Here is a 25,251-nt window from a genome sequence, read left to right as displayed (position 1 = left end):
CGTATAGTCACACTATCTTTCTGTTATATGAAAAGGCTGTTGTGGACTATCTACCAATATTCGCCGACCTGAAACAACGCCCGGTGCTGGTCGTTGGCGGTGGTGACGTGGCGGCGCGCAAAGTCTCCCTGCTTCAGCGCGCCGGGGCTGAAATACGGATAGTTGCGCAGTCGCTCTCACCGGAACTGGAACAACAACGTCAGCAAGGGCGGGTGCTCTGGCTGGGGAAAACCTTTGATCCGCAGCAGTTGGACGACGTGTTTCTGGCGATCGCCGCCACGGACGACAACGCGCTGAACGCCGCGGTGTTCGCCGAGGCGGATAAACGCCGGGTGCTGGCCAACGTGGTGGACGATCAGCCGCGCTGCTCGTTCATCTTCCCGTCGATCATCGATCGCTCGCCGCTGGTGGTGGCCGTATCGTCCAGCGGCCAGGCGCCGGTGCTGGCGCGATTGCTGCGCGAAAAGCTGGAGGCGTTATTGCCCGCCAGTTTGGGGCAGATGGCGCAGGTAGCGGGCCGCTGGCGCGGCCAGGTCAAACAGCGGTTGGCTTCGATCGGCGAACGTCGCCGTTTCTGGGAGAAAACCTTCGGCGGCCGTTTCGCCACGCTGGTGGCCAACGGCCAGACGGCGCAGGCGGAGCGGCAGCTGGAGCAGGATTTACACCGCTTCGCCGCAGGCGATGAAGGCGCACAGGGCGAGATCGCCCTGGTGGGCGCCGGGCCGGGCGACGTGGGGTTGTTGACCCTGCGCGGGCTGCAGGTGATGCAGCAGGCGGACGTGGTGCTGTATGACCATCTGGTCAGCGGCGAAGTCCTCGATCTGGTGCGCCGCGACGCCGAGCGCATCTGCGTGGGCAAGCGCGCCGGCGCGCACTCGGTGATCCAGGAAGAGACCAATAGGCTGCTGGTGGAGCTGGCGCAGCAGGGCAAGCGCGTGGTGCGCCTCAAGGGCGGCGATCCGTTCATCTTCGGCCGCGGCGGTGAAGAGCTGCAGGTGGCCGCCGCTGCCGGCATTCCGTTCCAGGTGGTGCCGGGCGTCACGGCCGCCGCGGGGGCGACCGCCTACGCAGGCATTCCGCTGACGCATCGCGATCACGCGCAGAGCGTGACCTTTATCACCGGCCACTGCCGCCCGGACGGCGATGGCCTGGACTGGGCCGATCTGGCCCGGGCGCGGCAAACGCTGGCTATCTACATGGGCACCATGAAGGCGGCGGACATCAGCCAACGCCTGATCGCCCACGGCCGCGACGCTGCGACGCCGGTGGCGGTGATCAGCCGCGGCACGCGCGCCGATCAGCAGGTGCAGATCGGCACGTTGGATCAATTGGAACACCTGGCCCAACGGGCGCCGTTGCCGGCGCTGCTGGTGATCGGCGAAGTGGTGGAACTGCACCATCAAATCGCCTGGTTCGGGCATCAATCGCAGACGGAAGGGGCCGCGCGCCCGGCCGTCGTGAATTTGGCATAGGCAAGGCTTTTAAGGATCTGTTATGGACGAAAAACGACTCACTCATTTGCGGCAATTGGAGGCGGAGAGTATCCATATCATCCGTGAAGTCGCCGCTGAATTCGCTAACCCGGTAATGCTGTATTCCATCGGCAAGGACTCTTCCGTGATGCTGCATTTGGCGCGCAAGGCGTTCTTCCCCGGCACGCTGCCGTTCCCGCTGCTGCACGTCGATACCGGCTGGAAGTTCCGTGAAATGTACGAATTCCGCGATCGCACTGCGAAGGAGTACGGCTTTGAGCTGCTGGTGCATAAAAACCCGGAAGGGGTGGCGATGGGTATCAACCCGTTCGTGCACGGCAGCGCCAAGCATACCGACATCATGAAAACCGAGGGCCTGAAGCAGGCGTTGAACAAGTACGGTTTTGACGCCGCCTTCGGCGGTGCGCGGCGCGACGAGGAGAAATCGCGCGCCAAAGAGCGCATCTATTCGTTCCGCGATCGCTTCCACCGCTGGGATCCGAAAAATCAGCGGCCGGAGCTGTGGCACAACTACAACGGCCAGATCAACAAAGGGGAGAGCATCCGCGTCTTCCCGCTGTCGAACTGGACCGAGCTGGATATCTGGCAGTACATCTTCCTGGAAAAGATCGACATCGTGCCGCTGTACCTGGCGAAACCGCGCCCGGTGGTGGAGCGCGACGGCATGCTGATGATGGTGGACGACGATCGCATCGATCTGCAGCCGGGTGAAGTGATCAGCCAGCGCATGGTGCGTTTCCGCACCCTGGGGTGCTGGCCGCTGACCGGCGCGGTGGACTCGCAGGCGCAAACCCTGCCGGAGATCATCGAAGAGATGCTGGTCTCCACCACCAGTGAACGCCAGGGGCGGATGATCGATCGCGATCAGTCCGGCTCGATGGAGCTGAAAAAGCGTCAAGGGTATTTCTAAGGAGCCGCCGGATGAACAACGCAATTGCACAACAAATCGCTGACCAGGGCGGCGTCGAATCTTATCTGCACGCGCAGCAGCACAAGAGCCTGCTGCGCTTTCTGACCTGCGGCAGCGTCGATGACGGCAAAAGCACCCTGATTGGCCGCCTGCTGCACGATACCCGCCAGATCTACGAGGATCAGCTGTCGACGCTGCACAGCGACAGCAAACGCATCGGCACCCAGGGCGAAAAGCTCGATCTGGCGCTGCTGGTGGACGGCCTGCAGGCCGAGCGCGAGCAGGGCATCACCATCGACGTGGCCTATCGCTATTTCTCGACCGAAAAACGTAAATTTATCATCGCCGATACCCCGGGGCACGAGCAGTACACCCGCAACATGGCCACCGGCGCCTCGACCTGCGATCTGGCGATCCTGTTGATCGACGCGCGCAAAGGGGTGCTGGATCAGACTCGCCGCCACAGCTTTATCGCGACCCTGCTGGGCATTCGCCATCTGGTGGTTGCGGTAAACAAAATGGATCTGGTGGACTATCAGGAAGCGGTGTTCGAGCAGTTCAAACAGGATTACCTGACCTTCGCCCAGCAGCTGCCGGGCGATCTGGACATCAAGTTCGTGCCGCTGTCGGCGCTGGACGGCGACAACGTGGCGAGCGAAAGCGCCCATATGCCGTGGTATAGCGGCCCGACGCTGCTGGAAGTGCTCGAGAGCGTGGACGTGATCAGCGAGCGAGAAAACCAGCCGCTGCGCTTCCCGGTGCAGTACGTCAACCGCCCGAACCTCGATTTCCGCGGCTATGCCGGCACGCTTTCCGCCGGTGTAGTGCGGGTGGGGCAACGCATCAAAGTGCTGCCTTCCGGCGTGGAGTCCAGCGTGGCGCGTATCGTGACCTTCGACGGCGATCTGCAAGAAGCGGTGCCGGGCGAGGCGATTACGCTGGTACTGAAAGATGAAGTGGACATCAGCCGCGGCGATTTGCTGGTCGACGCCGGAGAAAGTCTGCAGGCGGCGCAGAGCGCGCGGGTGGACGTGGTATGGATGGCCGAGCAGCCGCTGGTGCCGGGCCAGAGCTACGACATCAAGATCGCCGGCAAAAAGACCCGTGCCCGCGTGGAGAGCATTCGCCATCAGGTGGAGATAAACACGCTGGCGCAACACCCGGCCGACACATTGCCGCTCAACGGCATCGGGTTGGTGGAGCTGACCTTCGACGAACCGCTGGTGCTGGACAGCTATCAGAGCAATCACGACACCGGCGGGCTGATCTTCATCGATCGCATGAGCAACGTGACGGTTGGCGCCGGTCTGGTGCGTGAAACGCTGCAGGATGCCTCGGCGGCGCGCGGTGAATTCAGCGCCTTCGAGCTGGAGCTGAATGCGCTGGTGCGCAAGCACTTCCCGCATTGGGGCGCACGCGATCTGCTCGGTGGCCGATAAGGTGGCCGCTGAACTGAGGGCGACCGGGCCGGACGATGAGAACGTGGTTTGGCATCCGCATGCGGTGACGCGTGCGGATCGCGAAGCGCGCAACGGCCACCGCGGCGCGGTGCTGTGGTTTACCGGGCTGTCCGGCTCGGGCAAATCCACCGTCGCCGGCGCGCTGGAGCAGGCGCTGCATGGGCTTGGCGTCAGCACCTATCTGCTGGACGGCGATAACGTGCGCCACGGTCTGTGCCGCGATCTCGGTTTTTCCGACGAGGATCGGCGCGAGAACATCCGCCGGGTGGGGGAAGTGGCCAAGCTGATGGTGGATGCCGGGCTGGTGGTGCTGACCGCGTTCATTTCGCCGCACCGCGCCGAGCGGCAAATGGTGCGCGAGATGCTCGGCGACGATCGCTTTATCGAGGTGTTCGTCGACACGCCGTTGGCGATCTGCGAGGCGCGCGATCCGAAAGGGTTGTATAAAAAAGCGCGCGCCGGCGAGCTGCGCAATTTCACCGGTATCGACGCGGTTTATGAGGCGCCGCAGCAGCCGGAAATCCACCTCGACGGCCAACAATTGGTAACAAATTTGATTGCGCAATTGTTAGACGTGTTGCGTGGTCAGGCTATTATCAAACCCTGAATTCAAAAAAAGCGTGTGGCGTTTTTCGCCATGCGCTTTTTACTCTAAGCCGCCGCAGAGCGAGCCGAATAACCAGGGATCACTATGCAAAATGTCACGCCTATCTTGATCGACTCCAAGCAGTCAAAACAGGAGAGAGAGGAGCCTTCTTATTCTTTCCTGGGCGGCGTCAGCGGCTTTGTTTTCTACTGGCTGGCGTTCGCGTTGCCGTTTCTGGTTTACGGTTCCAACACGCTGTTTTTCCTGCTCTATACCTGGCCGTTCTTCCTGGCTCTGATGCCGCTGTCGGTGCTGATCGGCATCACCCTCAGCATGCTGTTGCGCGGCCGTCTGATCCTGACGCTGCTGCTGACCGGCGCGATCGTGCTGTGCCTGTTCTGGCTGGTGTTCAGCTTCCTGACCGGGTGGTGAGAGAGCGGGCGCCGATGCCGGCGCCCGAAGGATTGCAAAGCCGTGTCGAAGGTTACAAAACTTTGCTTAGAAACGCCTGCGTGCGCGGATTGGCCGGCTGGCTGAAGATCTGCTGCGGCGCACCCTCCTCCTGAATGATCCCCTGATCGATAAACAGCACCCGGTCGGCCACCTCGCGGGCAAAGCCCATCTCATGCGTCACCACCACCATGGTCATGCCCTCGTGGGCCAGTGATTTCATCACCGCCAACACTTCGCCCACCAGCTCAGGATCGAGTGCGGAGGTCGGCTCGTCGAACAGCATGATCTTCGGCTCCATCGCCAGCGCGCGGGCGATCGCTACCCGCTGCTGCTGGCCGCCCGACAGGCTGTTGGGATAGGCGTCGATCTTGTCGAGCAGGCCGACCTTGAGCAGCAGCTGTTCTGCTTGCGCGATGGCTTCGGCGCGCGGCTGTTTCTTCACGCTCACCGGCGCCATGATGATATTTTCCAACACCGTCATGTGCGGGAACAGATTGAAACGCTGGAACACCATGCCCACGCTTTCCCGCATCTTATTCAGGTCGGTTTTCTGATCGTGGACGGCGAAACCGTTGACCTCGATCTCGCCGCCGGAGAGCGTCTCCAGCGCATTGATGCAGCGAAGGAAGGTGCTCTTCCCGGAGCCTGAAGGGCCGATGACGCACACCACTTCGTTGGCGGCGATCCGGCAGGAAATGCCGCGCAGCACGTGGCTTTCGCCGAACTGTTTTTGCAGGTTATGTACGCGAATCACTTTTACCGAACCTCTTTTCCATGTGTTGCACCAGCAGCGAGAGCAGGAAGGTGATGACCCAATAGACCAGCGAAATGGTCAGGTAGGGCTCCCAGTAGGTGGCGTAGGCGCCGGAGACGGTACGGGCGGCATAGGCCAGATCCGCCAGGCCGATGGCGGAGGCCAGCGACGAATCTTTGACGATGGCGATGGCGTTGTTGCCCAGCGGCGGCAGCATGCGCCGGAAGGCTTGCGGCAGGATCACCTGGCGCATGGTTTTGCCATAGCTCATGCCCAACGAGCGCGAGGCTTCCATCTGGCCGCGGTCGATCGACTGGATCCCGGCGCGGAAGATCTCCGACACATAGGCGCCGGCGTTGAGCGTGATCGCCACCACGCAGGAGAGAAAGGCGCCGTAGTCGGCGCGCAGCGCACGGGCGAAATCGACGCTCATCAGGCCGCTGGTGACCAGCAGACCGTCACGCGGGTTGATGAACAGCGGCACCAGCGCGAAGTGCACCACCATGATCTGCACGAACAGCGGCGTGCCGCGAAAGGCGCTGATGTAGATGCGCACCGGCCACTGAACGCCGTAATGCAGGATGGGTTTCCAGATGCCGTGCGGCGCCTGCGCCAGGCGCCCCAAACCGAGGATCAATCCCCAGGTGGTGCCCAGCAGCACGCAGATAATGGTGCATTTGATGGTCATCCAGGCGCCTTCCATAAACAGCGGCGCGTATTCCTGGATGATCTCCCAGCGGAAGTTCAAGGGGTATTCCTTCTTGGTAGGCTGAAACGGTGGTGCGCCGACGCCCTTGCGGGCACCGGCGACTGAGGATTATTCCGCCGGCAGCGTCGGTACGTTGCTGTCGAACCAGGTTTGGTAGATCTTGGCGTAGGTGCCGTCGGCGACGATTTTCTTCAGGCCGGCGTTGATCTTGTTGCGCAGCTCATCGTTGCCTTTGGCGACGGCGATGCCGAAATACTGGCGCTCGAACTTGGCGTCGGGCACCAGCTTGAAGGCTTTCTCCGGGTGGGTTTTGATATAGAACTTGGCCACGCCGACGTCGCCGACCGCCGCGCCGATGCCGTCTTCATACAGCTCTTGCAGCATCAGCGGGGTATTGTCGAAGCGTTTGATGGCGGTGCTGTTTTTGCCCAGCACGTCGGACACCACGATGTCGCCGGTGCTGGAGTTCACTACGCCGACCTTCAGCGCTTTCAGCGCGGCGATGGAGTCCACCTTCGAGTCTTGCGGCACCACGATGGCCTGCTCAGCCGGGAAGTAAGGCGCAGAGAAATCAACCATCTGCTTGCGCTTATCGGTGATGGTAATGCCGGAAATGATGATATCGCGATCGCCGGAGTTCAGCGTGGCGAAGATCCCTTCCCACGGCGTATTGATCAGTTTGATTTGGAAGCCTTCGGCCTTGGCCACTGCCTTGATGATGTCGATGTCGAAGCCTTCCAGCTGCTTTTGGCTGTTTTCAAATTCGAATGGCCGATAGGTGCCGCCGGAGCCGACGACGTAGGTGGGTTCAGCCGCCAACGCAGCGATGGAGAAGGTGGCGGCCAGGCAGGCGCCGATCAGAACTAAACGTTTTAACATCGCGATCCCCGATAATGAATGGTTATATATTGGAATTATTTATGCACTATGAGTGCATAAAAATAAGCTTCAATGAATGAAAGTGCAACCGCTGCATGACGATTCTTCTCTCTATGGTGTTAAATATTCACTTTTTGCTTTGCTGTGGCGTAAGCGATGTGTCAGGAAGCGGTGATGCAGTGATTCTTGCTGCATAATGGAGGTAGGGCAGTGTGTGTCTCATTGGAAAACGCGGCGCGTGCGCCGAGCCAAAGGGGCGTTTTTTGCCGCTTTCGCAGCGGAATTAGGCGATAAACACGGGAACCCTTCATCCGTATTCTGAATTTGGCGTTGAAATGCCGCTCTCAGTGTGGAGTCCAACGAGAAGTTGTGGGATGATTGGTCGGTTTTTCAGGGGGCGGAGATGGGAAAACTTACGCTGCTATTGCTGGCATTGCTCGGTTGGTTACAGTATTCACTGTGGCTGGGCAAAAATGGTATTCACGATTACGTGCGGGTCAATGAAGACGTTGCGGTCCAGCAGGGCAACAACGCCAAGTTGAAAGCGCGTAACGATCAGCTGTTTGCCGAAATCGATGATTTGAACGGCGGACAGGAAGCGATCGAAGAGCGTGCGCGTAATGAGCTGGGCATGATCAAGCCCGGTGAGACTTTCTATCGTCTGGTTCCTGACCAATCCAGGCGCAACGCGGCGTCTTCTTCGCAAAACAACGCACAAAAATAACGCATGAATCACTCCGCAGGTACCTTTCCCTCGGTGATTGCCGTCCTGCCCGCTGCCGGTATCGGCAGCCGCATGCAGGCGGAATGCCCGAAGCAATATTTAACCATCGGCCGGCACAGCATCGTCGAACACGCCATCCACGCCCTGTTGCGCCACCCGCGCATTGAACGGGTGATCGTGGCGATCGGCCCGGAAGATCGTCAGTTCGAACGGCTACCCATCGCTCAGGATCCGCGGGTGACCGTCACCGAGGGCGGCAAACAGCGCGCCGATTCGGTGATGGCCGGGTTGAAACTGGCGGGGGATGCGGACTGGGTGCTGGTGCACGACGCCGCGCGCCCCTGCCTGCACGCCGACGATCTCGAGCGCCTGCTGGCGATCACCGCACACAGCAAGGTGGGCGGCATTCTCGCCGCGCCGGTGCGCGACACCATGAAGCGCGCCGAACCCGGCCGCGACACCATCGCCCACACCGTTGAACGGCAGGATCTGTGGCATGCGCTGACGCCGCAGCTGTTTCCGCTGCCGCTGCTCAAGCAGTGCCTGCAGCGCGCGCTGGATGAAGGCGCGAACGTCACCGACGAAGCCTCGGCGCTGGAACATTGCGGCTATCATCCGCTGCTGATCGCCGGCCGGGCGGACAACATTAAAGTAACGCGGCCGGAGGATTTGGCGCTGGCGGCGTTCTATTTGACCCAGTTAGACAATTAAGGAGCGCATCATGCGTATCGGTCACGGTTTTGATGTACATAAATTCGGCGGCGAAGGCCCGTTGGTGATCGGTGGTGTTCGCATCCCTTACGACAAAGGCTTGCTGGCCCACTCCGACGGTGACGTCGCGCTGCATGCCGCCACCGACGCCCTGCTGGGGGCGGCGGCGCTGGGCGATATCGGCAAACTGTTCCCCGATACCGACCCGGCCTTCAAAGGCGCCGACAGCCGCGAGCTGTTGCGCGAAGCCTGGAAACGCATCCGCGCCAAAGGTTACCGCCTCGGTAACCTCGATATCACCATCATCGCTCAGGCGCCGAAAATGGCGCCGCACATCCCGCAGATGCGCGTCTTCCTGGCGGAAGACCTGCAGTGCCATATGGATGACGTCAACGTGAAGGCCACTACCACCGAACAGCTCGGTTTCACCGGGCGCGGCGAGGGCATCGCCTGCGAAGCGGTCGCCTTGCTGATCAAGGAATAACCGCATGGATATGGCGAATCTGACCTGGCTGCATGGCCGGCCGCAGAGTTCCGGGGTGTTGAAAGCCAATCCGGAAGATTTTGTGGTGGTCGAAGATCTGGGCTTTGCGCCGGACGGTGAAGGTGAGCACGTGCTGGTAAATATCCGTAAAAACGGCTGCAATACCCAGTTCGTGGCCGACTATCTGGCGCGCTTCGCCGGTATTCACGCCCGTTCCGTCAGCTATGCGGGCTTGAAGGATCGCCACGCGGTGACCGAACAGTGGTTCTGCCTGCATATGCCGGGCAAAGACACGCCGGATTTCTCCCGGTTTACGCTGGAAGGCTGCGAGGTGCTCTCGTTCGCCCGCCACCTGCGCAAAATGCGCATCGGCAATCTGAAGGGCAACCACTTTACGCTGGTGCTGCGCCAGATTTCCGATCGGCAGGACGTGGAACGTCGCCTGCAGGCCATCACCGCGCAGGGCGTGCCAAACTATTTCGGCAGCCAACGCTTCGGCCGCGGCGGCAACAACCTGGTGATGGCGCGCCGCTGGGCGAACGACGAAATTCGTGTCAAAGAGCGCAGTAAGCGCAGCTTCTACCTGTCCGCCAGCCGCAGCGCGCTGTTCAATCTGATCGCGAGCCAACGCCTGGCTGACGGGCTGCAGCGCACCGTGCTGGAAGGGGATGCCCTGCAGCTGAGTGGGCGCGGCAGCTGGTTCGTCGCCAAAGCCGATGAGCTGGAGACGTTGCAGCAACGGCTGGATGCCGGCGAGCTGGCGATCACGGCTCCCTTGCCGGGCGATGGTGAGCCAGGCACCGCCGACCAAGCCTTGGCTTTTGAACAACAATGCTTGGCGGAACAACCGGAATTGCTTACGCTTTTAAAGCGCGAGCGTGTTGAACCCGCTCGTCGGGCCCTGCTGTTGCAGCCGCAAAATTTGCAGTGGAACTGGTGGGATGACGTTACCGTGGAACTGCGCTTCTGGCTGCCGGCGGGCAGCTTTGCTACCAGCGTGGTTCGCGAGATCATGCAGCAGGATAACAGTGATGCGGATATTGCTGAGTAACGATGACGGCGTCAGCGCCCCGGGCATTCAGGTGCTGGCGGCGGCGCTGCGGGAATTCGCCGAAGTGCAGGTCGTGGCACCGGATCGTAACCGCAGTGGCTCTTCCAATGCTTTAACGCTGGAGTCGCCGTTGCGCACGCAGACGCTGGCCAACGGGGATATTGCGGTGTTGCAAGGGACGCCGACCGACTGTGTTTACCTTGGCGTCAACGCATTGATGCGCCCGGCACCCGATATCGTGGTATCCGGCATTAACGCCGGGCCGAATTTGGGCGACGATGTTATCTATTCCGGCACCGTCGCGGCGGCGATGGAGGGCCGGCACCTGGGGTTGCCTGCCTTGGCGGTGTCGCTGAACGGCCACCGGCACTACGCGACCGCCTCCGCCATTACCTGCCGCATCCTGCGCGCGCTGCAGCGCGAACCGCTACGTACCGGAAAAATTCTGAATATTAACGTGCCGGATCTGCCGCTGGCTGAGATCAAAGGCCTGCGCGTTACCCGCTGCGGCAGCCGCCATCCCGCCGACAAGGTCTTCTGCCAACAGGATCCGCGCGGACAAAATATCTACTGGATCGGGCCGCCTGGTGATAAATTTGATGCCGGGCCGGATACCGACTTTGCGGCGGTGGAACAAGGCTATGTGGCGATAACGCCGCTGCAGGTGGATTTAACCGCCTACGCGGCGCAAGAAGTCGTGAAAACATGGTTAACCAAGGCAGAGGTTAGCGGGGAATGGTGAATAAGCGCATGCAAACATTGCTGACGCAGCTGCGGCAGCAGGGGATCCGAGACGAAAAGCTGCTGCGGGCGATCGAAGCGGTGCCGCGCGAGCGTTTTGTCGATGAAGCGCTGGATCATAAGGCCTACGAAAACACCGCATTGCCGATCGGTTCCGGTCAGACCATTTCCCAGCCTTATATGGTGGCGCGGATGACCGAGCTGCTGAATCTGAAACCTACCTCAAGGGTGCTGGAGATCGGTACCGGTTCCGGTTATCAAACCGCTATCCTGGCGCATCTGGTGCAACACGTTTGTTCCGTCGAACGCATCAAGGGGCTGCAGTGGCAGGCCAAGCGCCGCCTGAAACAGCTCGATCTTCACAATGTTTCCACCCGCCATGGCGACGGCTGGCTGGGTTGGGCGTCGCGCGGCCCGTTCGATGCGATCATCGTCACTGCCGCGCCGCCGGAGATCCCGCAGGCACTGGTGGAGCAGCTGGACGACGGCGGCATTTTGGTGTTGCCGGTGGGCGAGCAGGCCCAAACCCTCAAACGCATTCAGCGTCATGGCAACGATTTCGTTGTCGATGCGGTAGAGGCGGTGCGCTTTGTGCCGTTGGTGAAAGGCGAATTGGCCTAGCGATTGTCTGAATTTTCGACCGTCTGCAAAATCTGTTGCACTTTCATCATGGCCGGATAAGGTTTTCTCGTTCCAATCAGGCTAATTTTCACTAGAATTGGCCTTTCTACGTAGTTGTCTTATGGTGCGGCAACGCCAATGTGGTTAGCATTGGCGCGCGTTTTGATGCTCCGGCGCGAGATGACCTGGCGTTCAGGGATCGGCCGGCGGCGCCTTTACATCGCAGAAACTGGGAAGTGGCAAAAGCTCGGCTACGATGTAAAGGGTATTTTGGATATATCACTGATATTGCTGTCATGGGGGAAGCATGAGCACGGGAAGCCCAATGATTACGTTACGCCGGGTAGCGGTGTGTACGATGGTAAGTTTGTGGTTGGCGGGTTGTACGAATACGGCCTCGACGTCGGCTCCTATCAGCAGCGTGGGGGGCGGCGGTGCCGCTCCATCCGGCAATAATAATGGCGGAGTGCAGCAGGCCAGCCCAGAGGGCCGCATTGTCTATAACCGCAGTTATAACGCCATCCCTAAAGGGAGTTACAGCGGCGGCGAAACTTATACGGTCAAGCGCGGCGACACGCTGTTTTATATCGCCTGGATCACCGGCAATGATTTCCGCGACCTGGCGCAGCGCAACAATATTCCCGAGCCATACAGCCTGAATGTTGGCCAAACCATTCAGCTTGGTAATGGTTCTGCCAACGGCGGCGGCGGCATGTTGGCGACGACAGATGCGACCAAAGGCGGTGTTCCGAAGCCACCTTCCAGCTCCCAGATCCAGACGGCAACGGTTGATTCTCAATCAACTAACGCGTATTCTGAAAACTCGGGTAAACAGAATGTAGGTAAGATGTTACCTGCAGCAGGTGCCGCAGCGGTTGGGACCGCGACTGCGCCTGTTACCGCGCCGGAAGCCGCTCCACCTGTGAGCAGCACCGTCAGCAACAGCGCTCCGGTCAGTACCTGGAGATGGCCGACTGACGGTAAGGTTATTGATAACTTTTCCTCATCAGAAGGTGGGAATAAGGGTGTCGATATCGCCGGTTCCCGTGGGCAGCCTATCTTCGCTACCGCCGATGGCCGCGTAGTGTATGCAGGCAACGCTTTACGGGGTTACGGTAATCTAATCATCATCAAACATAATGATGATTACCTGAGCGCCTACGCTCATAACGACACAATGCTGGTCCGGGAACAACAAGAAGTGAAGGCGGGTCAAAAAATAGCCACCATGGGTAGCACCGGTACCAGTTCAGTACGTTTGCATTTTGAAATTCGTTACAAGGGGAAATCCGTAAACCCGCTGCGTTATCTTCCGCAGCGATAGATTGGGCAGAATACGCTGAGATTCTGCTCGCGGTATCACGGGTAGGAGCAGCATATGAGCCAAAATACGCTGAAAGTTAACGAGTTACATGATGATGCGGATTTCGACGAGAATGGAGCTGAGGCCGAGTCGTTTGATGAAAAAGCGCTGGTAGAAGAAGAGACCAGCGAGAACGATTTAGCGGAAGAAGAGCTGTTGTCTCAAGGCGTTACGCAACGCGTATTGGATGCGACGCAGCTCTATCTGGGTGAGATCGGTTATTCACCTCTGCTGACCGCAGAGGAAGAAGTCTATTTTGCGCGGCGTGCTCTGCGCGGTGACGTGCCGTCCCGCCGCCGCATGATTGAAAGCAACCTGCGGCTGGTGGTGAAAATCGCCCGCCGCTACAGCAACCGCGGTCTGGCGCTGCTGGATCTGATCGAAGAGGGTAACCTCGGTCTGATTCGCGCAGTGGAAAAATTCGACCCGGAACGCGGCTTCCGCTTCTCCACTTATGCAACCTGGTGGATCCGTCAGACGATTGAACGGGCGATCATGAACCAAACCCGTACCATTCGTTTGCCTATCCATATCGTCAAAGAACTGAATGTCTATCTGCGCACCGCGCGCGAGCTTTCCCACAAGCTGGATCATGAACCGAGCGCTGAAGAAATTGCCGAGCAACTCGACAAGCCGGTGGATGACGTCAGCCGCATGCTGCGCCTGAATGAGCGCATCACCTCGGTGGATACGCCGCTGGGCGGGGATTCGGAGAAAGCGCTGCTGGATATTCTGGCCGACGAGAAGGACAACGGGCCTGAAGACACCACGCAAGATGACGATATGAAGCAAAGCATCGTCAAATGGTTGTTCGAACTGAACGCCAAACAGCGTGAAGTGTTGGCGCGTCGTTTCGGCCTGTTGGGCTATGAAGCGGCGACGCTGGAAGACGTAGGCCGGGAGATTGGCCTGACGCGCGAGCGCGTCCGTCAGATTCAGGTAGAAGGTCTGCGCCGTCTGCGTGAGATTTTGCAGATGCAGGGCCTGAGCATTGAGGCGCTGTTCCGCGAATAACGTCGGTTGTTGAACCGCATCAAATAAAAACGGTGAGCATGATGCTCACCGTTTTTTTATGCCCGCGTTTGGCGCCAGACTACACCATATTTTTCAGCCGGTAGATCCATTCCAGCGCCTGTCGCGGCGACAGGGAATCCGGATCCAGCGCCTCCAGGGCTTCTACCGCCGGCGAGGTCTCTTCCTGCAGCAGCGTCATCTGGGTGGCGTCGACGCTGCCCGATGCGGTGTGGCTGGAAATAGACTCCAGCTCGCGCAGTTTCTGACGGGCGCGTTTGATGACGTCGCGCGGCACGCCGGCCAGCGCGGCGACCGCCAGGCCATAGCTTTTGCTGGCGGCACCGTCTTGCACGCTGTGCATGAAGGCGATGGTGTCGCCGTGTTCAAGCGCATCCAGATGCACGTTGACCACGCCTTCCATTTTCTCCGGCAGGGTCGTCAGCTCGAAGTAGTGGGTGGCGAACAGCGTCATCGCCTTGATGCGGTTGGCCAGGTTCTCGGCGCAGGCCCAGGCCAGCGACAGGCCGTCGTAGGTGGAGGTGCCGCGGCCGATTTCATCCATCAACACCAGGCTGTGCTCGGTGGCGTTGTGCAGAATGTTGGCGGTTTCGGTCATCTCCACCATGAAGGTGGAGCGGCCGGAAGCCAGATCGTCCGCCGCGCCGACGCGGGTGAAGATGCGATCCACCGGGCCGATGGTGGCCTTGGTGGCCGGCACGTAGCTGCCGATGTGCGCCATCAGCACGATCAGCGCCGTTTGCCGCATATAGGTGCTTTTACCGCCCATATTCGGACCGGTTATGATCAGCATGCGGCGCTGCGGCGACAGGGTGAGCGGGTTGGAGATAAACGGCTCGCTCAGCACCTGCTCCACCACCGGATGGCGGCCTTCGGTAATGCGGATCCCCGGCTGCTCGCTCATGGTCGGGCAAGCGTAGTTCAGGGTATCGGCGCGCTCGGCCAGGTTGGCCAGCACGTCCAGCTCGGCCAGCGCGGCGGCGCTTTGTTGCAGTTCCGCCAGGTGCGGCAGCAGCAGATCGAACAGCTCGTCGTACAGGCTTTTCTCGATCGCCAGCGCCTTACCCTTGGAGGTGAGCACTTTGTCTTCGTACTCTTTCAGTTCCGGGATGATGTAGCGCTCGGCGTTTTTCAGCGTCTGACGGCGTACATAGTGGATCGGCACCAGGTGGCTTTGACCGCGGCTGACCTGAATGTAATAGCCGTGTACGCCGTTGAAGCCGACCTTGAGCGTATCCAGACCCAGCTTTTCACGCTCGCGGATCTCCAGCCGATCGAGGTAGTCGCTGGCGCCGTCGGCCAGGGCCCGCCACTCGTCCAGTTCGCTGTTGTAACCGGGGGCGATCACGCCGCCGTCGCGCACCAGCACCGGCGGTGATTCAATGACCGCACGTTCCAGCAGCTCGCGCAGTTCGTCAAACTGGCCCACCTGCGACAGCAGCTGCTGCACGTGCGGCGTTTTCACATCCTGCAGCAGCGCGCGGATGTCCGGCAGTTGCTGGAAAGCATGGCGCATGCGCGCCAGATCGCGCGGCCGGGCGGTGCGCAGCGCCAAACGAGCCAAAATACGTTCCTGATCGCCTACCTGACGCAGCGAAGGCTGCAGATCCGCGAACAGTTCCTGCAATGCGCCGATCGCCTGCTGGCGGGCAGTCAGGACCTTGATGTCGCGGGTCGGCATGTGCAGCCAGCGTTTCAGCATGCGGCTGCCCATCGGCGTGACCGTACGGTCGAGGATCGCCGCCAGCGTGTTGTCGCTGCCGCCGGACAGGCTCTGCGTCAGCTCCAGGTTGCGGCGGGTGGCGGCATCCATGATGATGCCGTCCTGCTGGCGTTCCATGGTGATGCCGCGAATGTGCGGCAGCGAAGTGCGTTGGGTATCTTTGACGTACTGCAGCAGACAGCCGGCGGCGCGCAGCGCCTGGTGCGCCTGCTCGACGCCGAAGCCGGTCAAGTCGCGGGTGCCGAACTGCAGGTTGAGCTGTTGGCGTGCGGTCTCAAGCTCGAATTCCCATAGCGGACGGCGGCGCAGGCCGTGGCGCTGTTCGATCAGCGCCATGTGTTCGAAGGTTTCCGGATAGAGCAGCTCGGCTGGATTGGTGCGCTGCAGCTCGGCGGCCATGGTTTCCAGATCCTGCGGCTCGGCGACGCGGAAGCGGCCGGAGCTGACGTCCAGCGTGGCGTAGCCGAAGCCGCGCGCGTCCTGCCAGATCGCCGCCAGCAGGTTGTCCTGGCGTTCTTGCAGCAGCGCTTCGTCGGTGATGGTGCCGGGGGTGACGATACGCACCACTTTGCGTTCGACCGGCCCTTTGCTGGTGGCCGGATCGCCGATCTGTTCGCAGATGGCGACGGATTCGCCAAGCTGCACCAGCTTGGCCAGGTAGTTCTCCACCGCGTGGTGCGGCACGCCGGCCATCGGGATCGGTTCACCCGCCGAAGCGCCGCGTTTGGTCAGCGAGATATCCAGCAGTTGGGAAGCGCGCTTGGCGTCGTCGTAAAATAGCTCGTAGAAGTCGCCCATGCGGTAGAACAGCAGGATTTCAGGATGCTGGGCCTTGAGGCGCAGGTACTGCTGCATCATCGGCGTGTGCGAATCGAGTTTATCGGTGCTATTCATGCGATTATTTTTCCAATCCATTGAATGTAAAGGGAACTGTGATTTTCATTGTCGTCATTCGCTATCACATTGTTTCAGCAGGCGTCGCCCCATTCAGCGCTTGGCGGGCGGCGCAAATCAAGTCATCAAAACGCCAAACGGCGCGTTCAAACCCAAGGTTTGCACAGACGCTTATACTAGCCCAGCGGGCAATCGGCTGTCACAGGTAAAAATGGGAAGCGCTGCGCAAGGCCGGTTTGCAACGAAGCGAGATTGTCGTTCGCCTGCGGGCAACAACGCAAGTGTCGCCGCCCGCAGTAGTGGTGGAGAGGTTATTGCGCGGCGGTGAGAGGCAAGGGCAGTTGATAGAGGCGGAAACTGTCGGGCACTTCGGTTTCATGGCCGGGCAGCAGGCGGTGGCGGATGCGCGATTCGCTGACGAAGGCGCAGCCTTGCGGGGTAATAGTCAGGTTGACCGGCGATTCCATGCCTTTGCGCAAGACCTCAAGCTGGTGCATGCCTGCTGCCTTGGGTGACGGGATCCGCAGGATCCGCCCCTGGCCGCTCTGGATCCCGTTTTCCAGCACGATCAGCGCGCCATCCGGCGCCAATCCCATTCCGTCCGGGTTTTCGATGAGGCGCGGCAGCTGCATTTCCGTCAGCTGCGGCTTTGGAGCGTTATAACTGAGGGTGTAGAGCTTACCGGTACCGAAATTGGCGACAGCCATCAGCCGATCGTCGAGCAGCACGATCCCGGCGGCGCCCAGCCCGCTGGGGGCCGCTAACTGCGGATCCTGAAACAGCGTACTGAATGCCGCTTCGCCCGGCCGCAGGCGCAGGATGCCGCCGCCGCGGGTTTCCGTCACATACACCGTACCGTCTGCGCCGAGCACGATATCGTTGCCCATTTCGCCCACCGGCAGCGCCAGGCTGCGGTTAAGCGTGCCATCCGCGACGTTCAGCGCGTAGATGCGGTTGGCGCGCGTTTTGCCGCCGGAGAGGAAGTCCGGCGAATTGCCCCACAGCAGCCCACGTTTTTCGTCCAGCCGCAGCGCGTTTGAGGCGAACACCGTGTCAGCGCCGGGGAAAAAGCTTTCCCACGCTTGACCCGGCCGCTTGCGCAGCACGTTGCCGCTGGTGACAAAGCCGACATACAGCGTACCGTCCGTCGCACGGGCGATGCCGTTGGGGTAAAGTGCGCCAGGCGGCAGCGTCATGCTGTTTGCGGCGCAGTCTGCGCTGGCGGCAGCCTGCACCGGAGCGCTAAAGGTGAATGCGGCAGCGAGGGCGAGCAACACCGCTCGCGCGGTAAGCGCATATGACATGTCTTCTCTCCTGGAATGACGGAAAAGGGGCTACCAGCGATCGGGGCGGACAGCGTGCGCCATTGGCGCCTCCAGCGCGGCCACGTCTTCCGGTGATAGCCTGAGGTCGAGCGCAGCCAGCGCATCCTGCAGATGATGTGGCTTGGACATGCCCACCAGCGGCGACGCCACGCCGGGTTTGGCCAACAGCCAGGCCAGCGCGATTTGCGCTGGTGGAACGCTGCGCGCGGCCGCCACCTCCGCGACCGTCGCGACGGTGCGTTCTACCTCGTTTCTGCCGCCGTACCAACGGGGCGCCTGTTCGTCGGTGGCGGCGCGCAGCGTGCCGCCGCTGCCGGAGCCGGCCAGCACGCCGCGGGCCAGCGGCGACCAGGGGGTCAGACCAAGACCTTCCTCCAGGCACAGCGGGATCAGCTCCTCTTCATCTTCACGCGTCACCAGGTTGTATTGGCTTTGCAGCGAAATAAACGGCGCCAGGCGGTGCTGACGTTGAAAGGCCAGCATTTTCATCAGGCGCCAGGCGTGCAGCGAGGAGGCACCGAGATAGCGGATCTTGCCCGCCCGCACCAGGCCATCGAGGGTGTCGGCGGTTTCTTCGATCGGCGTTTCGGTGTCGAAGCGGTGCAGCACGAACAGATCGAGGTAATCCGTTCCCAGCCGCTGCAAGGAGGCGTCGACGCTGTGCAGCAGGTGCTTGCGTGATAGCCCCCGGCTGTTCGGCTGCGCGTCCATTGGAAAGTAGGCCTTGGTGGCGATCACCACGTCTTCACGGCGGGCGAACGCCCTCAGCGCGCGGCCGAGAATGCGCTCGCTTTCTCCGCCGGAGTAAATGTTGGCGGTATCGAAAAAATTGATACCCGCCTCCAGCGCCTCGTGGATAAAGGGGCGCGCTTCATCTTCCTTCAGCACCCAGGGCCGCCAGGCCGGATCGCCGTAGGTCATGCAACCCAGGCAGAGGCGGGACACCTTCAGGCCGCTGTCGCCAAGCCGAACGTAGTTCATGGCCTCGTCTCCTCAACGCATGCCGGCGATGGTGTAACCGCCGTCCACCAGCAGGCTTTGGCCGGTGATGAAGCGAGCTTCGTCCGTCGCCAGCCACAGCGCCACATCGCCGATGTCTTCCGATTCACCCAGGCGGCCGGCGGGCGTGTGGGCGATAAAGGGCGCGAACGCCGCGCTGTCAGCCACGCTGCCGCGTGCCATCGGCGTGTCGATGATGCCGGGGTTGATGTTGTTGACGCGGATGCCCTGGCCGCTGTATTCGAGCGCCACCGCGCGGATCATCGCATCGAGCGCGCCCTTGCTGGCGGAGTAGCTGGATGAGCCGGCCAGCGCGCCGTGGGTCAGCCAGGAGGAGGTGTTGATGATCACGCCGCCCGAGCGCTGAGCCAGGAAGGTTTCAATCTCATATTTCATCGCCAGCCAGACGCCTCTGAGGTTAATGGCGATCACCCGGTCAAAATCCTCGCTGGTCTGCTCGGTGATGGGGGCGAAGTTGCCGATGATGCCGGCGTTGTTGAAGGCGACGTCGAGCCGGCCGTAATGGGCGGTCACCGTGGCGATCAGTTGGCGGATATTGTCTTCCTGGGAGACGTCGGCCACGATGGGCAGGGCGTCGCCGCCGGCCAGCGCGATGTCGCGCGCCGTGGCTTCGATTTCCGCCGCGCGTCGGCCGGCCAGCGCGACTTTGGCGCCTTCGCGGGCATAGGCCAGCGCGGCGGCGCGGCCGATGCCGGTGCCGCCGCCGCTCACCAGTACGACTTTGTCCGCCAGACGGCGCGGCGTTTCATGAGTTGGAGCTGTAGCATTAATCATCGTATCGATACCTGGTAATGGGGTCGATCGCAATGCTATGTTGTTAGATGACGGATAACTATCCGCTAAAAATTCATCTCACTATTAGATAATTTATATCAATAGCATGAAAAAACCTGAACTGTCCGGCCTGGCGGCCTTTGTGGCTATCGCCAGTGAACGCAGCTTCCGCCGCGCCGCCGCCCGGTTGGGCGTGACGCCGCCGACGCTGACCCACACCCTGCGCGAATTGGAAGCGCAGGTGGGCATTCGCCTGCTAAACCGCACCACCCGCAACGTCTCGCCGACGGAGGCCGGTGAGCATCTGCTGGCACAGCTGATGCCCGCTTTTACCGACATCGACGCCGCGCTGGAGAGCCTGAATGTGTTTCGCGAAGGGCCGCGCGGCCTGGTGCGCATCAACGCGCCGCGTTCGGCCATCGATCTTGCCATCGTGCCGCATCTGGAGCGGTTGGCCTGCGAGTACCCCGGCATTACGCTGGAAGTGGTGGCGGACGAGGGGTTTGCCAACATTGTCGAACAGGGCTTTGACGCCGGTATTAGGCTCGGCGAGGATCTGCACAACGATATGCGCGCGGTGCGTCTGACGCCGGATCTGCGTTTCGCCATCGTCGCCACGCCGGACTATTTTCAACGGCACGGCGAACCGACGCATCCGCAGGATTTGCTGCAGCACCGCTGCATCGGTTGGCGCAAGGCCTCTTCGGGCGAGCGCTACAAATGGGCATTTCAGCAGGGCGAGCAGCGGTTTTCCGTGGCGGTTAACAGCCCGTTGATACTCGATGACGGCAGGATGATGGTGCAGGCGGCGCTGGCGCACGTCGGCATCGCTTTCGCCATCGAACAAGAGGTAGAAGAACACCTGGCGAGCGGGCGGCTGCGGCGGGTGTTGGCCGACTGGTGCGCGCCGTTTACCGGTTTTTACCTCTATTACCCCAACCGCAGGAATCATTCCGTGGCGCTGAGCACGGTGATCGAGTTGCTGCGTCTGCCCACCTAATCCTCTTCACCGGCTATCGCGTTCGGATGGCCGTAGGTGAATCAATCTTGAACTATTTTTATTCCCTTTTCGTTTGTTCAGACGCAAATAAACCTTTAAATTCTCGGTGAGTTTGTAACTTGCTGTTTATAATTGTTATTTGAATATTTATTGCGAATATTCCGAGTTTTTATCGGTTATTTGAGAGCCCGGTCACACTATTTTTTTGTGCGAAATGTGAAGGGGGTCAATCCGTCAGGTCAATGAGAGACGGTTATGTCTCCTCCTGGCTTACCGATCCGTTTTTCATGCTCCGTATACTGTCCGTAACCAGGGCAACGTGACGGAAATTTTCATAAGGAATGTGCGTGAAGCAATCGTGATTGCATCTGGCATACAAATAACACGGGGTTTTTTTGATTATCTGAGGTGCTTGGTATGGAAAAGAAAAAAATCTATCTGTTTTGTTCTGCCGGTATGTCCACTTCCCTGTTGGTATCAAAAATGAAGGCGCAGGCCGAGAAATATGAAGTGCCGGTGATCATCGCCGCCTATCCGGAAGCGCTGGCTGCGGAGAAAGGCGTTGAGGCGGATCTGATCCTGCTGGGGCCGCAAATCGCCTACACCTTGCCGGAAGTGCAAAAACAGCTGCCCAATAAACCCGTTGAGGTTATCGATCCGCTGCTGTACGGCAAGGTCGATGGGCTGGGCGTGCTGAAGGCCGCGGTGGCCGCTATCAAGAAAGCAAATCAATAACAGGAGGCCGCCGTGAATACCCTCATTGCCTCGCTCGAGAAGGTTATCCTGCCTTTCGCCGTAAAAATCGGTAAGCAGCCCCACGTCAACGCCATCAAGAATGGCTTTATCCGCCTGATGCCGCTGACCTTGACCGGGGCGATGTTCGTGTTGATCAACAACGTGTTCCTGAGCTTCGGCGAAGGATCGTTCTTCTATTCGCTGGGCGTAAGGTTAGATGCCTCTACCATCGAGACGCTGAATAGTCTGAAGAGCATCGGCGGCAGCGTTTATAACGGCACGCTGGGGATCATGTCCCTGATGACGCCGTTCTTTATCAGCATGGCGTTGGCGGAAGAGCGAAAGGTCGATCCGCTCGCTTCGGCGCTGCTGGCGGTGGCGGCCTTTATGACCGTCACACCGTTCAATGTCGGCGAGGCCTATGCGGTGGGAGCCAACTGGTTGGGCGGCGCCAACATCATTTCCGGTATGGTGATTGGGCTGGTGGTGGCCGAGATGTTTGCCTTCATCGTGCGGCGCAACTGGGTGATTAGCCTGCCGGACAGCGTGCCGGCTTCGGTGTCGCGTTCCTTCTCGGCGCTGATCCCCGGTTTCATCATCCTCTCCATCATGGGGCTGGTGGCGTTCGCGCTGGCGCACTGGGGCACCAACTTCCACCAGATCATCATGGACGGCATTTCGGCGCCGCTGGCCAAGATGGGCAGCGTGGTGGGCTGGGTGTACGTGCTGTTCTCCTCGCTGCTGTGGTTCTTTGGGGTGCACGGCTCCATGGCGCTGGCGGCCCTGGACAGCGGTATCATGACGCCGTTCGCGCTGGAAAACGTGGAGCTGTACAACAAATACGGTTCGGTTGAAGCGGCGGTGGCCGCCGGAAAAGAGTTCCACATGTGGGCGAAACCGTTCGTCGACTCCTACATCTACCTCGGTGGCACCGGCTCGACGCTGGGCTTGATCATCGCCATCTTCATCGCCTCGCGCCGCGAAGATTACCGCCAGGTCGCCAAACTGGCGACGCCATCCGGCATCTTCCAGATCAACGAACCGATACTGTTCGGCCTGCCGGTGATCATGAACCCGGTGATGTTCATTCCGTTCATCCTGGTGCAGCCGGTGCTGACCATTATCACCTCCCTGGCCTACTACTCCGGGCTGATCCCGCCGATCACCAACATCGCGCCATGGACCATGCCGGTCGGCCTGGGGGCGTTCTTCAACACCAACGGCAGCATCATGGCCATGTTGCTGAGCCTGTTCAACCTGGCGGTCGCCACCGTGATCTATCTGCCGTTCGTGGCGATCTCCAACAAGGCGCAGAGCCAGATTGACGCGGCGACGGAAAGCGAAGAAGACATCGCCAAGGCGCTGAAATTCTAACAGTGGAACGGGGCGGCGTGGCCGCCCCGCGAGGGACGCGAGTATGGAATATCAATTTGCCGACGGGTTCTGGTGGGGCAGCGCCACCTCCGCGCCGCAGTCTGAAGGGGCGGCCGCGCGGGACGGCAAGAGCCGCAACATCTTCGACTATTGGTACGAGATCGCGCCCGAGCGCTTTCACGATCGGGTGGGGCCGACCGAAGCCTCGACCTTTTACGACCATTTCCGCACCGATATCGGGCTGCTCAAAACGCTGGGCCACAATACCTTTAGAACGTCGATCTCGTGGTCGCGGCTGATCCCGGACGGCGACGGTGAAGTGAACCCGCAGGCGGTGGCGTTCTATAACGCGATGATCGACGAGCTGCTGGCGCAGGGCATCACCCCGTTTATCAATCTCTATCACTTCGATATGCCGCTGTGCATGCAGCAGCGCGGCGGCTGGGAAAGCCGGGCGGTGGTCGAAGCCTATGCGCGTTACGCCGATACCTGTTTCGGCCTATTTGGCGATCGGGTCACCCACTGGTTCACCTTCAACGAGCCGATCGTGCCGGTGGAAGCCGGTTACCTGAATGACCTGCACTACCCTTGCGTAGTGGACTTCAAACGGGCGGTCACCGTGGCGTATCACAGCGTACTGGCGCACGCCATGGCGGTGCAGCGTTTCAGAGCGCGGAGGCTGCCGGGGAGCATCGGCATCATTTTGAACCTGAGCCCAACCTATCCGCGCTCTGACGCGCCGGAGGATCGGCAGGCGGCACACGACGCCGATCTGCTGCTCAATCGCAGCTTTCTCGATCCGGTCGCCAAAGGGCGTTATCCGGCGGCGTTGCTGCATCTGTTGGCGCAGCATGGGCTGATGCCTTACTGCGAACCGCAGGATGCGCAGCTGATCGAAGGCGGCGTGGTGGATATCCTTGGCGTCAACTATTACCAGCCGCGCAGGGTGCAGGCGAAAGAGGGACGGCGCGCCGAGGGGCCGATCGCATCGCCGGAAGATTTGTTCAGTTACTATGCAATGCCGGGCCGCAAAATCAATCCGCACCGCGGCTGGGAGATCTACGAGAAGGGGCTGTACGACATCCTGATGGATCTGAAAGAGAACTACGGCAATCTGCCCTGTTATATTTCGGAAAACGGCATGGGCGTCGAGGGCGAAGAAGCGTTTATCGGCGCCGATGGGCGGGTGGAGGACGATTACCGCATCGACTTTATTCGCGAACACCTGAAGTGGCTGCACCGCGCGCTGGCGGAAGGCTCGCAGTGCAAGGGCTATCATCTGTGGACCTTTATCGACTGCTGGTCCTGGCTGAATGCCTACAAGAATCGTTATGGGCTGGTGCGGCTGGATCGGGCGGATCAGCGGCGCACCATCAAAAAAAGCGGTTACTGGTTTGCCGAGGCGGCCAGACGCAACGGATTTGACTAACGGGAGGCCGGCGCCGTGTCCGATAACCGAATTTCGCTGAGTGCCAACGACGTGAAGCTGATTCGCGAGCAGGATTTCTTTAACTGCAAAGACTTTCACCTGTTCATCTACAACAAGGTGGAAAGCGCCACCGGGCTGCATCAGCACGACTATTACGAGTTCACCATCGTGCTGAGCGGCAAATGCTATCAGGAGATCAACGGCAAGCGGGTGCTGCTGGAACGCGGGGATTTCGTCTTTATCCCTATCGGTTCCTACCACCAGAGCTTTTACGAGTTCGGTGCGACGAAAATCTTCAACGTGGCGGTCAGCAAAGCGTTCTTTGAAGAACATTACTTGCAACAGCTGCCGCGTTGCTTTGTCGCCTCGCAGGCCTACAGCCTGAGAAGCGAGTTTTTGGCTTATATCGAATCGGTGGTGAGTTCGCCGCAGTTTCGCGAGGATGACTTCGCCGAATTTCTCGAAACATTGACCTTCTACGTGATCAGCCGCATCCGTCACTATAAAGAAGACACCGACGGCGGTGATGATATCCCGCAGTGGCTGAAGAACACCCTGGCCGGCATGCATGACAAGGCGATGTTCGGCGAAAGGGCGTTGGCGAACATGGTGGCGCTGTCGGGGAAAACCCAGGAGTACCTGACCCGGGCGATGCGGCGCTACTACCAGAAGACGCCGATGCAGGTGATCAATGAGATCCGCATCAACTTCGCCAAGACGCAGCTGGAGGTCACCAACTATTCGGTCTCTGATATCGCCTTCGATTCCGGCTATGGCGACGTCAGCTTGTTCATTAAAAACTTCAAGCGGCTCACCGACGTGACCCCAGGCAACTACCGAAAAAAGTGTTACGGCCCTCTTTAGGGCCGCTCCCGATCAGTATCAACGCCGATATGCCGATGAGCTTCAGGGCGCCGGTCGGTTAATCATTTGATTTTACCTTAACGAGGGGGAATGCCGCGCCGAGCGGTCGGCCTTCCCTTGCCAAAAATCCATCCCGCGGGAG

25 protein-coding genes are annotated in these 25,251 nt (G+C 60.3%); 18 read left to right on the top strand and 7 right to left on the bottom strand.

What is annotated here, in order from left to right:
• Window positions 1-41 precede the first annotated feature (41 nt).
• The 5 genes from cysG (at window position 42) to ACJ8QF_RS18310 (ending at window position 4,881) form a co-directional block, all read left to right on the top strand.
• Complete coding sequence (gene cysG / locus ACJ8QF_RS18330; protein ID WP_265261594.1) at window positions 42-1,472, top strand: siroheme synthase CysG; 1,431 nt, start codon at window positions 42-44, stop codon at window positions 1,470-1,472.
• Between the two features lie 22 nt (window positions 1,473-1,494).
• Window positions 1,495-2,403: a sulfate adenylyltransferase subunit CysD gene (gene cysD, locus ACJ8QF_RS18325; RefSeq protein ID WP_004932620.1), complete on the top strand. Its 909-nt coding sequence runs from the start codon at window positions 1,495-1,497 to the stop codon at window positions 2,401-2,403.
• Window positions 2,404-2,414: 11 nt separating this feature from the next.
• Window positions 2,415-3,842, top strand: a complete 1,428-nt coding sequence (gene cysN, locus ACJ8QF_RS18320) for a sulfate adenylyltransferase subunit CysN (RefSeq protein ID WP_021505317.1) — start codon at window positions 2,415-2,417, stop codon at window positions 3,840-3,842.
• Window positions 3,781-4,470: an adenylyl-sulfate kinase gene (gene cysC, locus ACJ8QF_RS18315; protein ID WP_015376685.1), complete on the top strand. Its 690-nt coding sequence runs from the start codon at window positions 3,781-3,783 to the stop codon at window positions 4,468-4,470. The genes cysN and cysC overlap by 62 nt, the downstream gene beginning before the upstream one ends.
• Before the next feature lie 84 nt (window positions 4,471-4,554).
• On the top strand, window positions 4,555-4,881 hold the full coding sequence (locus ACJ8QF_RS18310; RefSeq protein ID WP_004932611.1) for a DUF3561 family protein: 327 nt from the start codon (window positions 4,555-4,557) through the stop codon (window positions 4,879-4,881).
• Between the two features lie 52 nt (window positions 4,882-4,933).
• Here ACJ8QF_RS18310 and ACJ8QF_RS18305 read toward each other — a convergent pair whose 3' ends face one another.
• From ACJ8QF_RS18305 to ACJ8QF_RS18295, 3 genes are all read right to left on the bottom strand, one after another.
• Window positions 4,934-5,656, bottom strand: a complete 723-nt coding sequence (locus tag ACJ8QF_RS18305) for an amino acid ABC transporter ATP-binding protein (RefSeq protein ID WP_004932608.1) — start codon at window positions 5,654-5,656, stop codon at window positions 4,934-4,936.
• Complete coding sequence (locus ACJ8QF_RS18300) at window positions 5,640-6,359, bottom strand: amino acid ABC transporter permease (RefSeq protein WP_042706788.1); 720 nt, start codon at window positions 6,357-6,359, stop codon at window positions 5,640-5,642. The genes ACJ8QF_RS18305 and ACJ8QF_RS18300 overlap by 17 nt, the downstream gene beginning before the upstream one ends.
• A gap of 114 nt (window positions 6,360-6,473) precedes the next feature.
• Window positions 6,474-7,244 (bottom strand): basic amino acid ABC transporter substrate-binding protein, encoded by a 771-nt coding sequence (locus ACJ8QF_RS18295; protein WP_044029659.1) that lies wholly within the window; start codon window positions 7,242-7,244, stop codon window positions 6,474-6,476.
• Window positions 7,245-7,647: 403 nt separating this feature from the next.
• Here ACJ8QF_RS18295 and ftsB point away from each other — a divergent pair, with 403 nt between their 5' ends.
• The 8 genes from ftsB to rpoS all read left to right on the top strand — a co-directional run bounded on the left by ftsB (window position 7,648) and on the right by rpoS (window position 13,953).
• Entirely contained in the window at window positions 7,648-7,968 is a 321-nt protein-coding gene (gene ftsB, locus ACJ8QF_RS18290; protein WP_016929043.1) for a cell division protein FtsB, read from the top strand.
• A 3-nt stretch (window positions 7,969-7,971) separates the two neighbouring features.
• Window positions 7,972-8,679, top strand: coding sequence for a 2-C-methyl-D-erythritol 4-phosphate cytidylyltransferase (gene ispD, locus ACJ8QF_RS18285; protein WP_004932598.1), 708 nt, complete (start codon window positions 7,972-7,974; stop codon window positions 8,677-8,679).
• Between the two features lie 10 nt (window positions 8,680-8,689).
• Window positions 8,690-9,163, top strand: coding sequence for a 2-C-methyl-D-erythritol 2,4-cyclodiphosphate synthase (gene ispF / locus ACJ8QF_RS18280; RefSeq protein ID WP_004932594.1), 474 nt, complete (start codon window positions 8,690-8,692; stop codon window positions 9,161-9,163).
• Window positions 9,164-9,167: 4 nt separating this feature from the next.
• Window positions 9,168-10,214 carry a tRNA pseudouridine(13) synthase TruD gene (gene truD, locus ACJ8QF_RS18275; protein ID WP_325962695.1) on the top strand — a complete coding sequence of 349 codons (1,047 nt, stop codon included), beginning with the start codon at window positions 9,168-9,170 and terminating at the stop codon, window positions 10,212-10,214.
• A complete protein-coding gene (surE, locus tag ACJ8QF_RS18270; protein ID WP_004932588.1) occupies window positions 10,195-10,956 on the top strand; it encodes a 5'/3'-nucleotidase SurE in 762 nt (253 codons plus the stop codon). The genes truD and surE overlap by 20 nt, the downstream gene beginning before the upstream one ends.
• On the top strand, window positions 10,950-11,576 hold the full coding sequence (locus ACJ8QF_RS18265; protein WP_044029655.1) for a protein-L-isoaspartate(D-aspartate) O-methyltransferase: 627 nt from the start codon (window positions 10,950-10,952) through the stop codon (window positions 11,574-11,576). Before surE ends, ACJ8QF_RS18265 begins: the two co-directional genes overlap by 7 nt.
• 325 nt (window positions 11,577-11,901) lie before the next feature.
• Window positions 11,902-12,900, top strand: a complete 999-nt coding sequence (gene nlpD, locus ACJ8QF_RS18260; RefSeq protein WP_015376692.1) for a murein hydrolase activator NlpD — start codon at window positions 11,902-11,904, stop codon at window positions 12,898-12,900.
• A gap of 54 nt (window positions 12,901-12,954) precedes the next feature.
• Window positions 12,955-13,953, top strand: a complete 999-nt coding sequence (gene rpoS, locus ACJ8QF_RS18255; protein ID WP_004932578.1) for an RNA polymerase sigma factor RpoS — start codon at window positions 12,955-12,957, stop codon at window positions 13,951-13,953.
• 79 nt (window positions 13,954-14,032) lie between these two features.
• On the opposite strand, the gene mutS is transcribed toward rpoS, so the two are convergent.
• The 4 genes from mutS to ACJ8QF_RS18235 all read right to left on the bottom strand — a co-directional run bounded on the left by mutS (window position 14,033) and on the right by ACJ8QF_RS18235 (window position 19,707).
• Window positions 14,033-16,588: a DNA mismatch repair protein MutS gene (gene mutS / locus ACJ8QF_RS18250; protein ID WP_004932577.1), complete on the bottom strand. Its 2,556-nt coding sequence runs from the start codon at window positions 16,586-16,588 to the stop codon at window positions 14,033-14,035.
• A gap of 311 nt (window positions 16,589-16,899) precedes the next feature.
• Complete coding sequence (locus ACJ8QF_RS18245) at window positions 16,900-17,892, bottom strand: hypothetical protein (protein WP_325962696.1); 993 nt, start codon at window positions 17,890-17,892, stop codon at window positions 16,900-16,902.
• Window positions 17,893-17,922: 30 nt separating this feature from the next.
• Window positions 17,923-18,894, bottom strand: a complete 972-nt coding sequence (locus ACJ8QF_RS18240) for an aldo/keto reductase (RefSeq protein ID WP_275095454.1) — start codon at window positions 18,892-18,894, stop codon at window positions 17,923-17,925.
• A gap of 12 nt (window positions 18,895-18,906) precedes the next feature.
• Entirely contained in the window at window positions 18,907-19,707 is an 801-nt protein-coding gene (locus ACJ8QF_RS18235; protein ID WP_325962697.1) for an SDR family NAD(P)-dependent oxidoreductase, read from the bottom strand.
• Between the two features lie 106 nt (window positions 19,708-19,813).
• Between ACJ8QF_RS18235 and ACJ8QF_RS18230 the strand changes: the two genes are divergently transcribed.
• The 5 genes from ACJ8QF_RS18230 to chbR all read left to right on the top strand — a co-directional run bounded on the left by ACJ8QF_RS18230 (window position 19,814) and on the right by chbR (window position 25,109).
• Window positions 19,814-20,707 (top strand): LysR family transcriptional regulator, encoded by an 894-nt coding sequence (locus ACJ8QF_RS18230; protein ID WP_325962698.1) that lies wholly within the window; start codon window positions 19,814-19,816, stop codon window positions 20,705-20,707.
• A 417-nt stretch (window positions 20,708-21,124) separates the two neighbouring features.
• Complete coding sequence (locus ACJ8QF_RS18225) at window positions 21,125-21,442, top strand: PTS sugar transporter subunit IIB (RefSeq protein ID WP_004932561.1); 318 nt, start codon at window positions 21,125-21,127, stop codon at window positions 21,440-21,442.
• A gap of 12 nt (window positions 21,443-21,454) precedes the next feature.
• On the top strand, window positions 21,455-22,816 hold the full coding sequence (gene chbC, locus ACJ8QF_RS18220) for a PTS N,N'-diacetylchitobiose transporter subunit IIC (RefSeq protein WP_004932557.1): 1,362 nt from the start codon (window positions 21,455-21,457) through the stop codon (window positions 22,814-22,816).
• 43 nt (window positions 22,817-22,859) lie between these two features.
• Window positions 22,860-24,245, top strand: a complete 1,386-nt coding sequence (locus tag ACJ8QF_RS18215) for a glycoside hydrolase family 1 protein (protein ID WP_325962699.1) — start codon at window positions 22,860-22,862, stop codon at window positions 24,243-24,245.
• A 15-nt stretch (window positions 24,246-24,260) separates the two neighbouring features.
• A complete protein-coding gene (gene chbR / locus ACJ8QF_RS18210) occupies window positions 24,261-25,109 on the top strand; it encodes a transcriptional regulator ChbR (protein ID WP_004932550.1) in 849 nt (282 codons plus the stop codon).
• The last annotated feature ends 142 nt before the right edge of the window (window positions 25,110-25,251 follow it).

Source organism: Serratia sp. CY81684, from assembly GCF_052166595.1.
Lineage (GTDB): Bacteria > Pseudomonadota > Gammaproteobacteria > Enterobacterales > Enterobacteriaceae > Serratia > Serratia nematodiphila.
This window is presented reverse-complemented; position numbering and strand designations above follow the sequence as displayed.

What these genes read in the sequence shown, in the direction of transcription:
- cysD (WP_004932620.1), top strand. Translation starts at nt 1,495, where the DNA reads ATGGACGAAAAACGACTCACTCATTTGCGGCAATTGGAGGCGGAGAGT.
- cysN (WP_021505317.1), top strand. Translation starts at nt 2,415, where the DNA reads ATGAACAACGCAATTGCACAACAAATCGCTGACCAGGGCGGCGTCGAA.
- cysC (WP_015376685.1), top strand. Translation starts at nt 3,781, where the DNA reads ATGCGCTGGTGCGCAAGCACTTCCCGCATTGGGGCGCACGCGATCTGC.
- ACJ8QF_RS18310 (WP_004932611.1), top strand. Translation starts at nt 4,555, where the DNA reads ATGCAAAATGTCACGCCTATCTTGATCGACTCCAAGCAGTCAAAACAG.
- ACJ8QF_RS18300 (WP_042706788.1), bottom strand. Translation starts at nt 6,359, where the DNA reads ATGGAAGGCGCCTGGATGACCATCAAATGCACCATTATCTGCGTGCTG.
- ACJ8QF_RS18295 (WP_044029659.1), bottom strand. Translation starts at nt 7,244, where the DNA reads ATGTTAAAACGTTTAGTTCTGATCGGCGCCTGCCTGGCCGCCACCTTC.
- ftsB (WP_016929043.1), top strand. Translation starts at nt 7,648, where the DNA reads ATGGGAAAACTTACGCTGCTATTGCTGGCATTGCTCGGTTGGTTACAG.
- ispD (WP_004932598.1), top strand. Translation starts at nt 7,972, where the DNA reads ATGAATCACTCCGCAGGTACCTTTCCCTCGGTGATTGCCGTCCTGCCC.
- ispF (WP_004932594.1), top strand. Translation starts at nt 8,690, where the DNA reads ATGCGTATCGGTCACGGTTTTGATGTACATAAATTCGGCGGCGAAGGC.
- truD (WP_325962695.1), top strand. Translation starts at nt 9,168, where the DNA reads ATGGATATGGCGAATCTGACCTGGCTGCATGGCCGGCCGCAGAGTTCC.
- surE (WP_004932588.1), top strand. Translation starts at nt 10,195, where the DNA reads ATGCGGATATTGCTGAGTAACGATGACGGCGTCAGCGCCCCGGGCATT.
- ACJ8QF_RS18265 (WP_044029655.1), top strand. Translation starts at nt 10,950, where the DNA reads ATGGTGAATAAGCGCATGCAAACATTGCTGACGCAGCTGCGGCAGCAG.
- nlpD (WP_015376692.1), top strand. Translation starts at nt 11,902, where the DNA reads ATGATTACGTTACGCCGGGTAGCGGTGTGTACGATGGTAAGTTTGTGG.
- rpoS (WP_004932578.1), top strand. Translation starts at nt 12,955, where the DNA reads ATGAGCCAAAATACGCTGAAAGTTAACGAGTTACATGATGATGCGGAT.
- mutS (WP_004932577.1), bottom strand. Translation starts at nt 16,588, where the DNA reads ATGAATAGCACCGATAAACTCGATTCGCACACGCCGATGATGCAGCAG.
- ACJ8QF_RS18245 (WP_325962696.1), bottom strand. Translation starts at nt 17,892, where the DNA reads ATGTCATATGCGCTTACCGCGCGAGCGGTGTTGCTCGCCCTCGCTGCC.
- ACJ8QF_RS18240 (WP_275095454.1), bottom strand. Translation starts at nt 18,894, where the DNA reads ATGAACTACGTTCGGCTTGGCGACAGCGGCCTGAAGGTGTCCCGCCTC.
- ACJ8QF_RS18235 (WP_325962697.1), bottom strand. Translation starts at nt 19,707, where the DNA reads ATGATTAATGCTACAGCTCCAACTCATGAAACGCCGCGCCGTCTGGCG.
- ACJ8QF_RS18230 (WP_325962698.1), top strand. Translation starts at nt 19,814, where the DNA reads ATGAAAAAACCTGAACTGTCCGGCCTGGCGGCCTTTGTGGCTATCGCC.
- ACJ8QF_RS18225 (WP_004932561.1), top strand. Translation starts at nt 21,125, where the DNA reads ATGGAAAAGAAAAAAATCTATCTGTTTTGTTCTGCCGGTATGTCCACT.
- ACJ8QF_RS18215 (WP_325962699.1), top strand. Translation starts at nt 22,860, where the DNA reads ATGGAATATCAATTTGCCGACGGGTTCTGGTGGGGCAGCGCCACCTCC.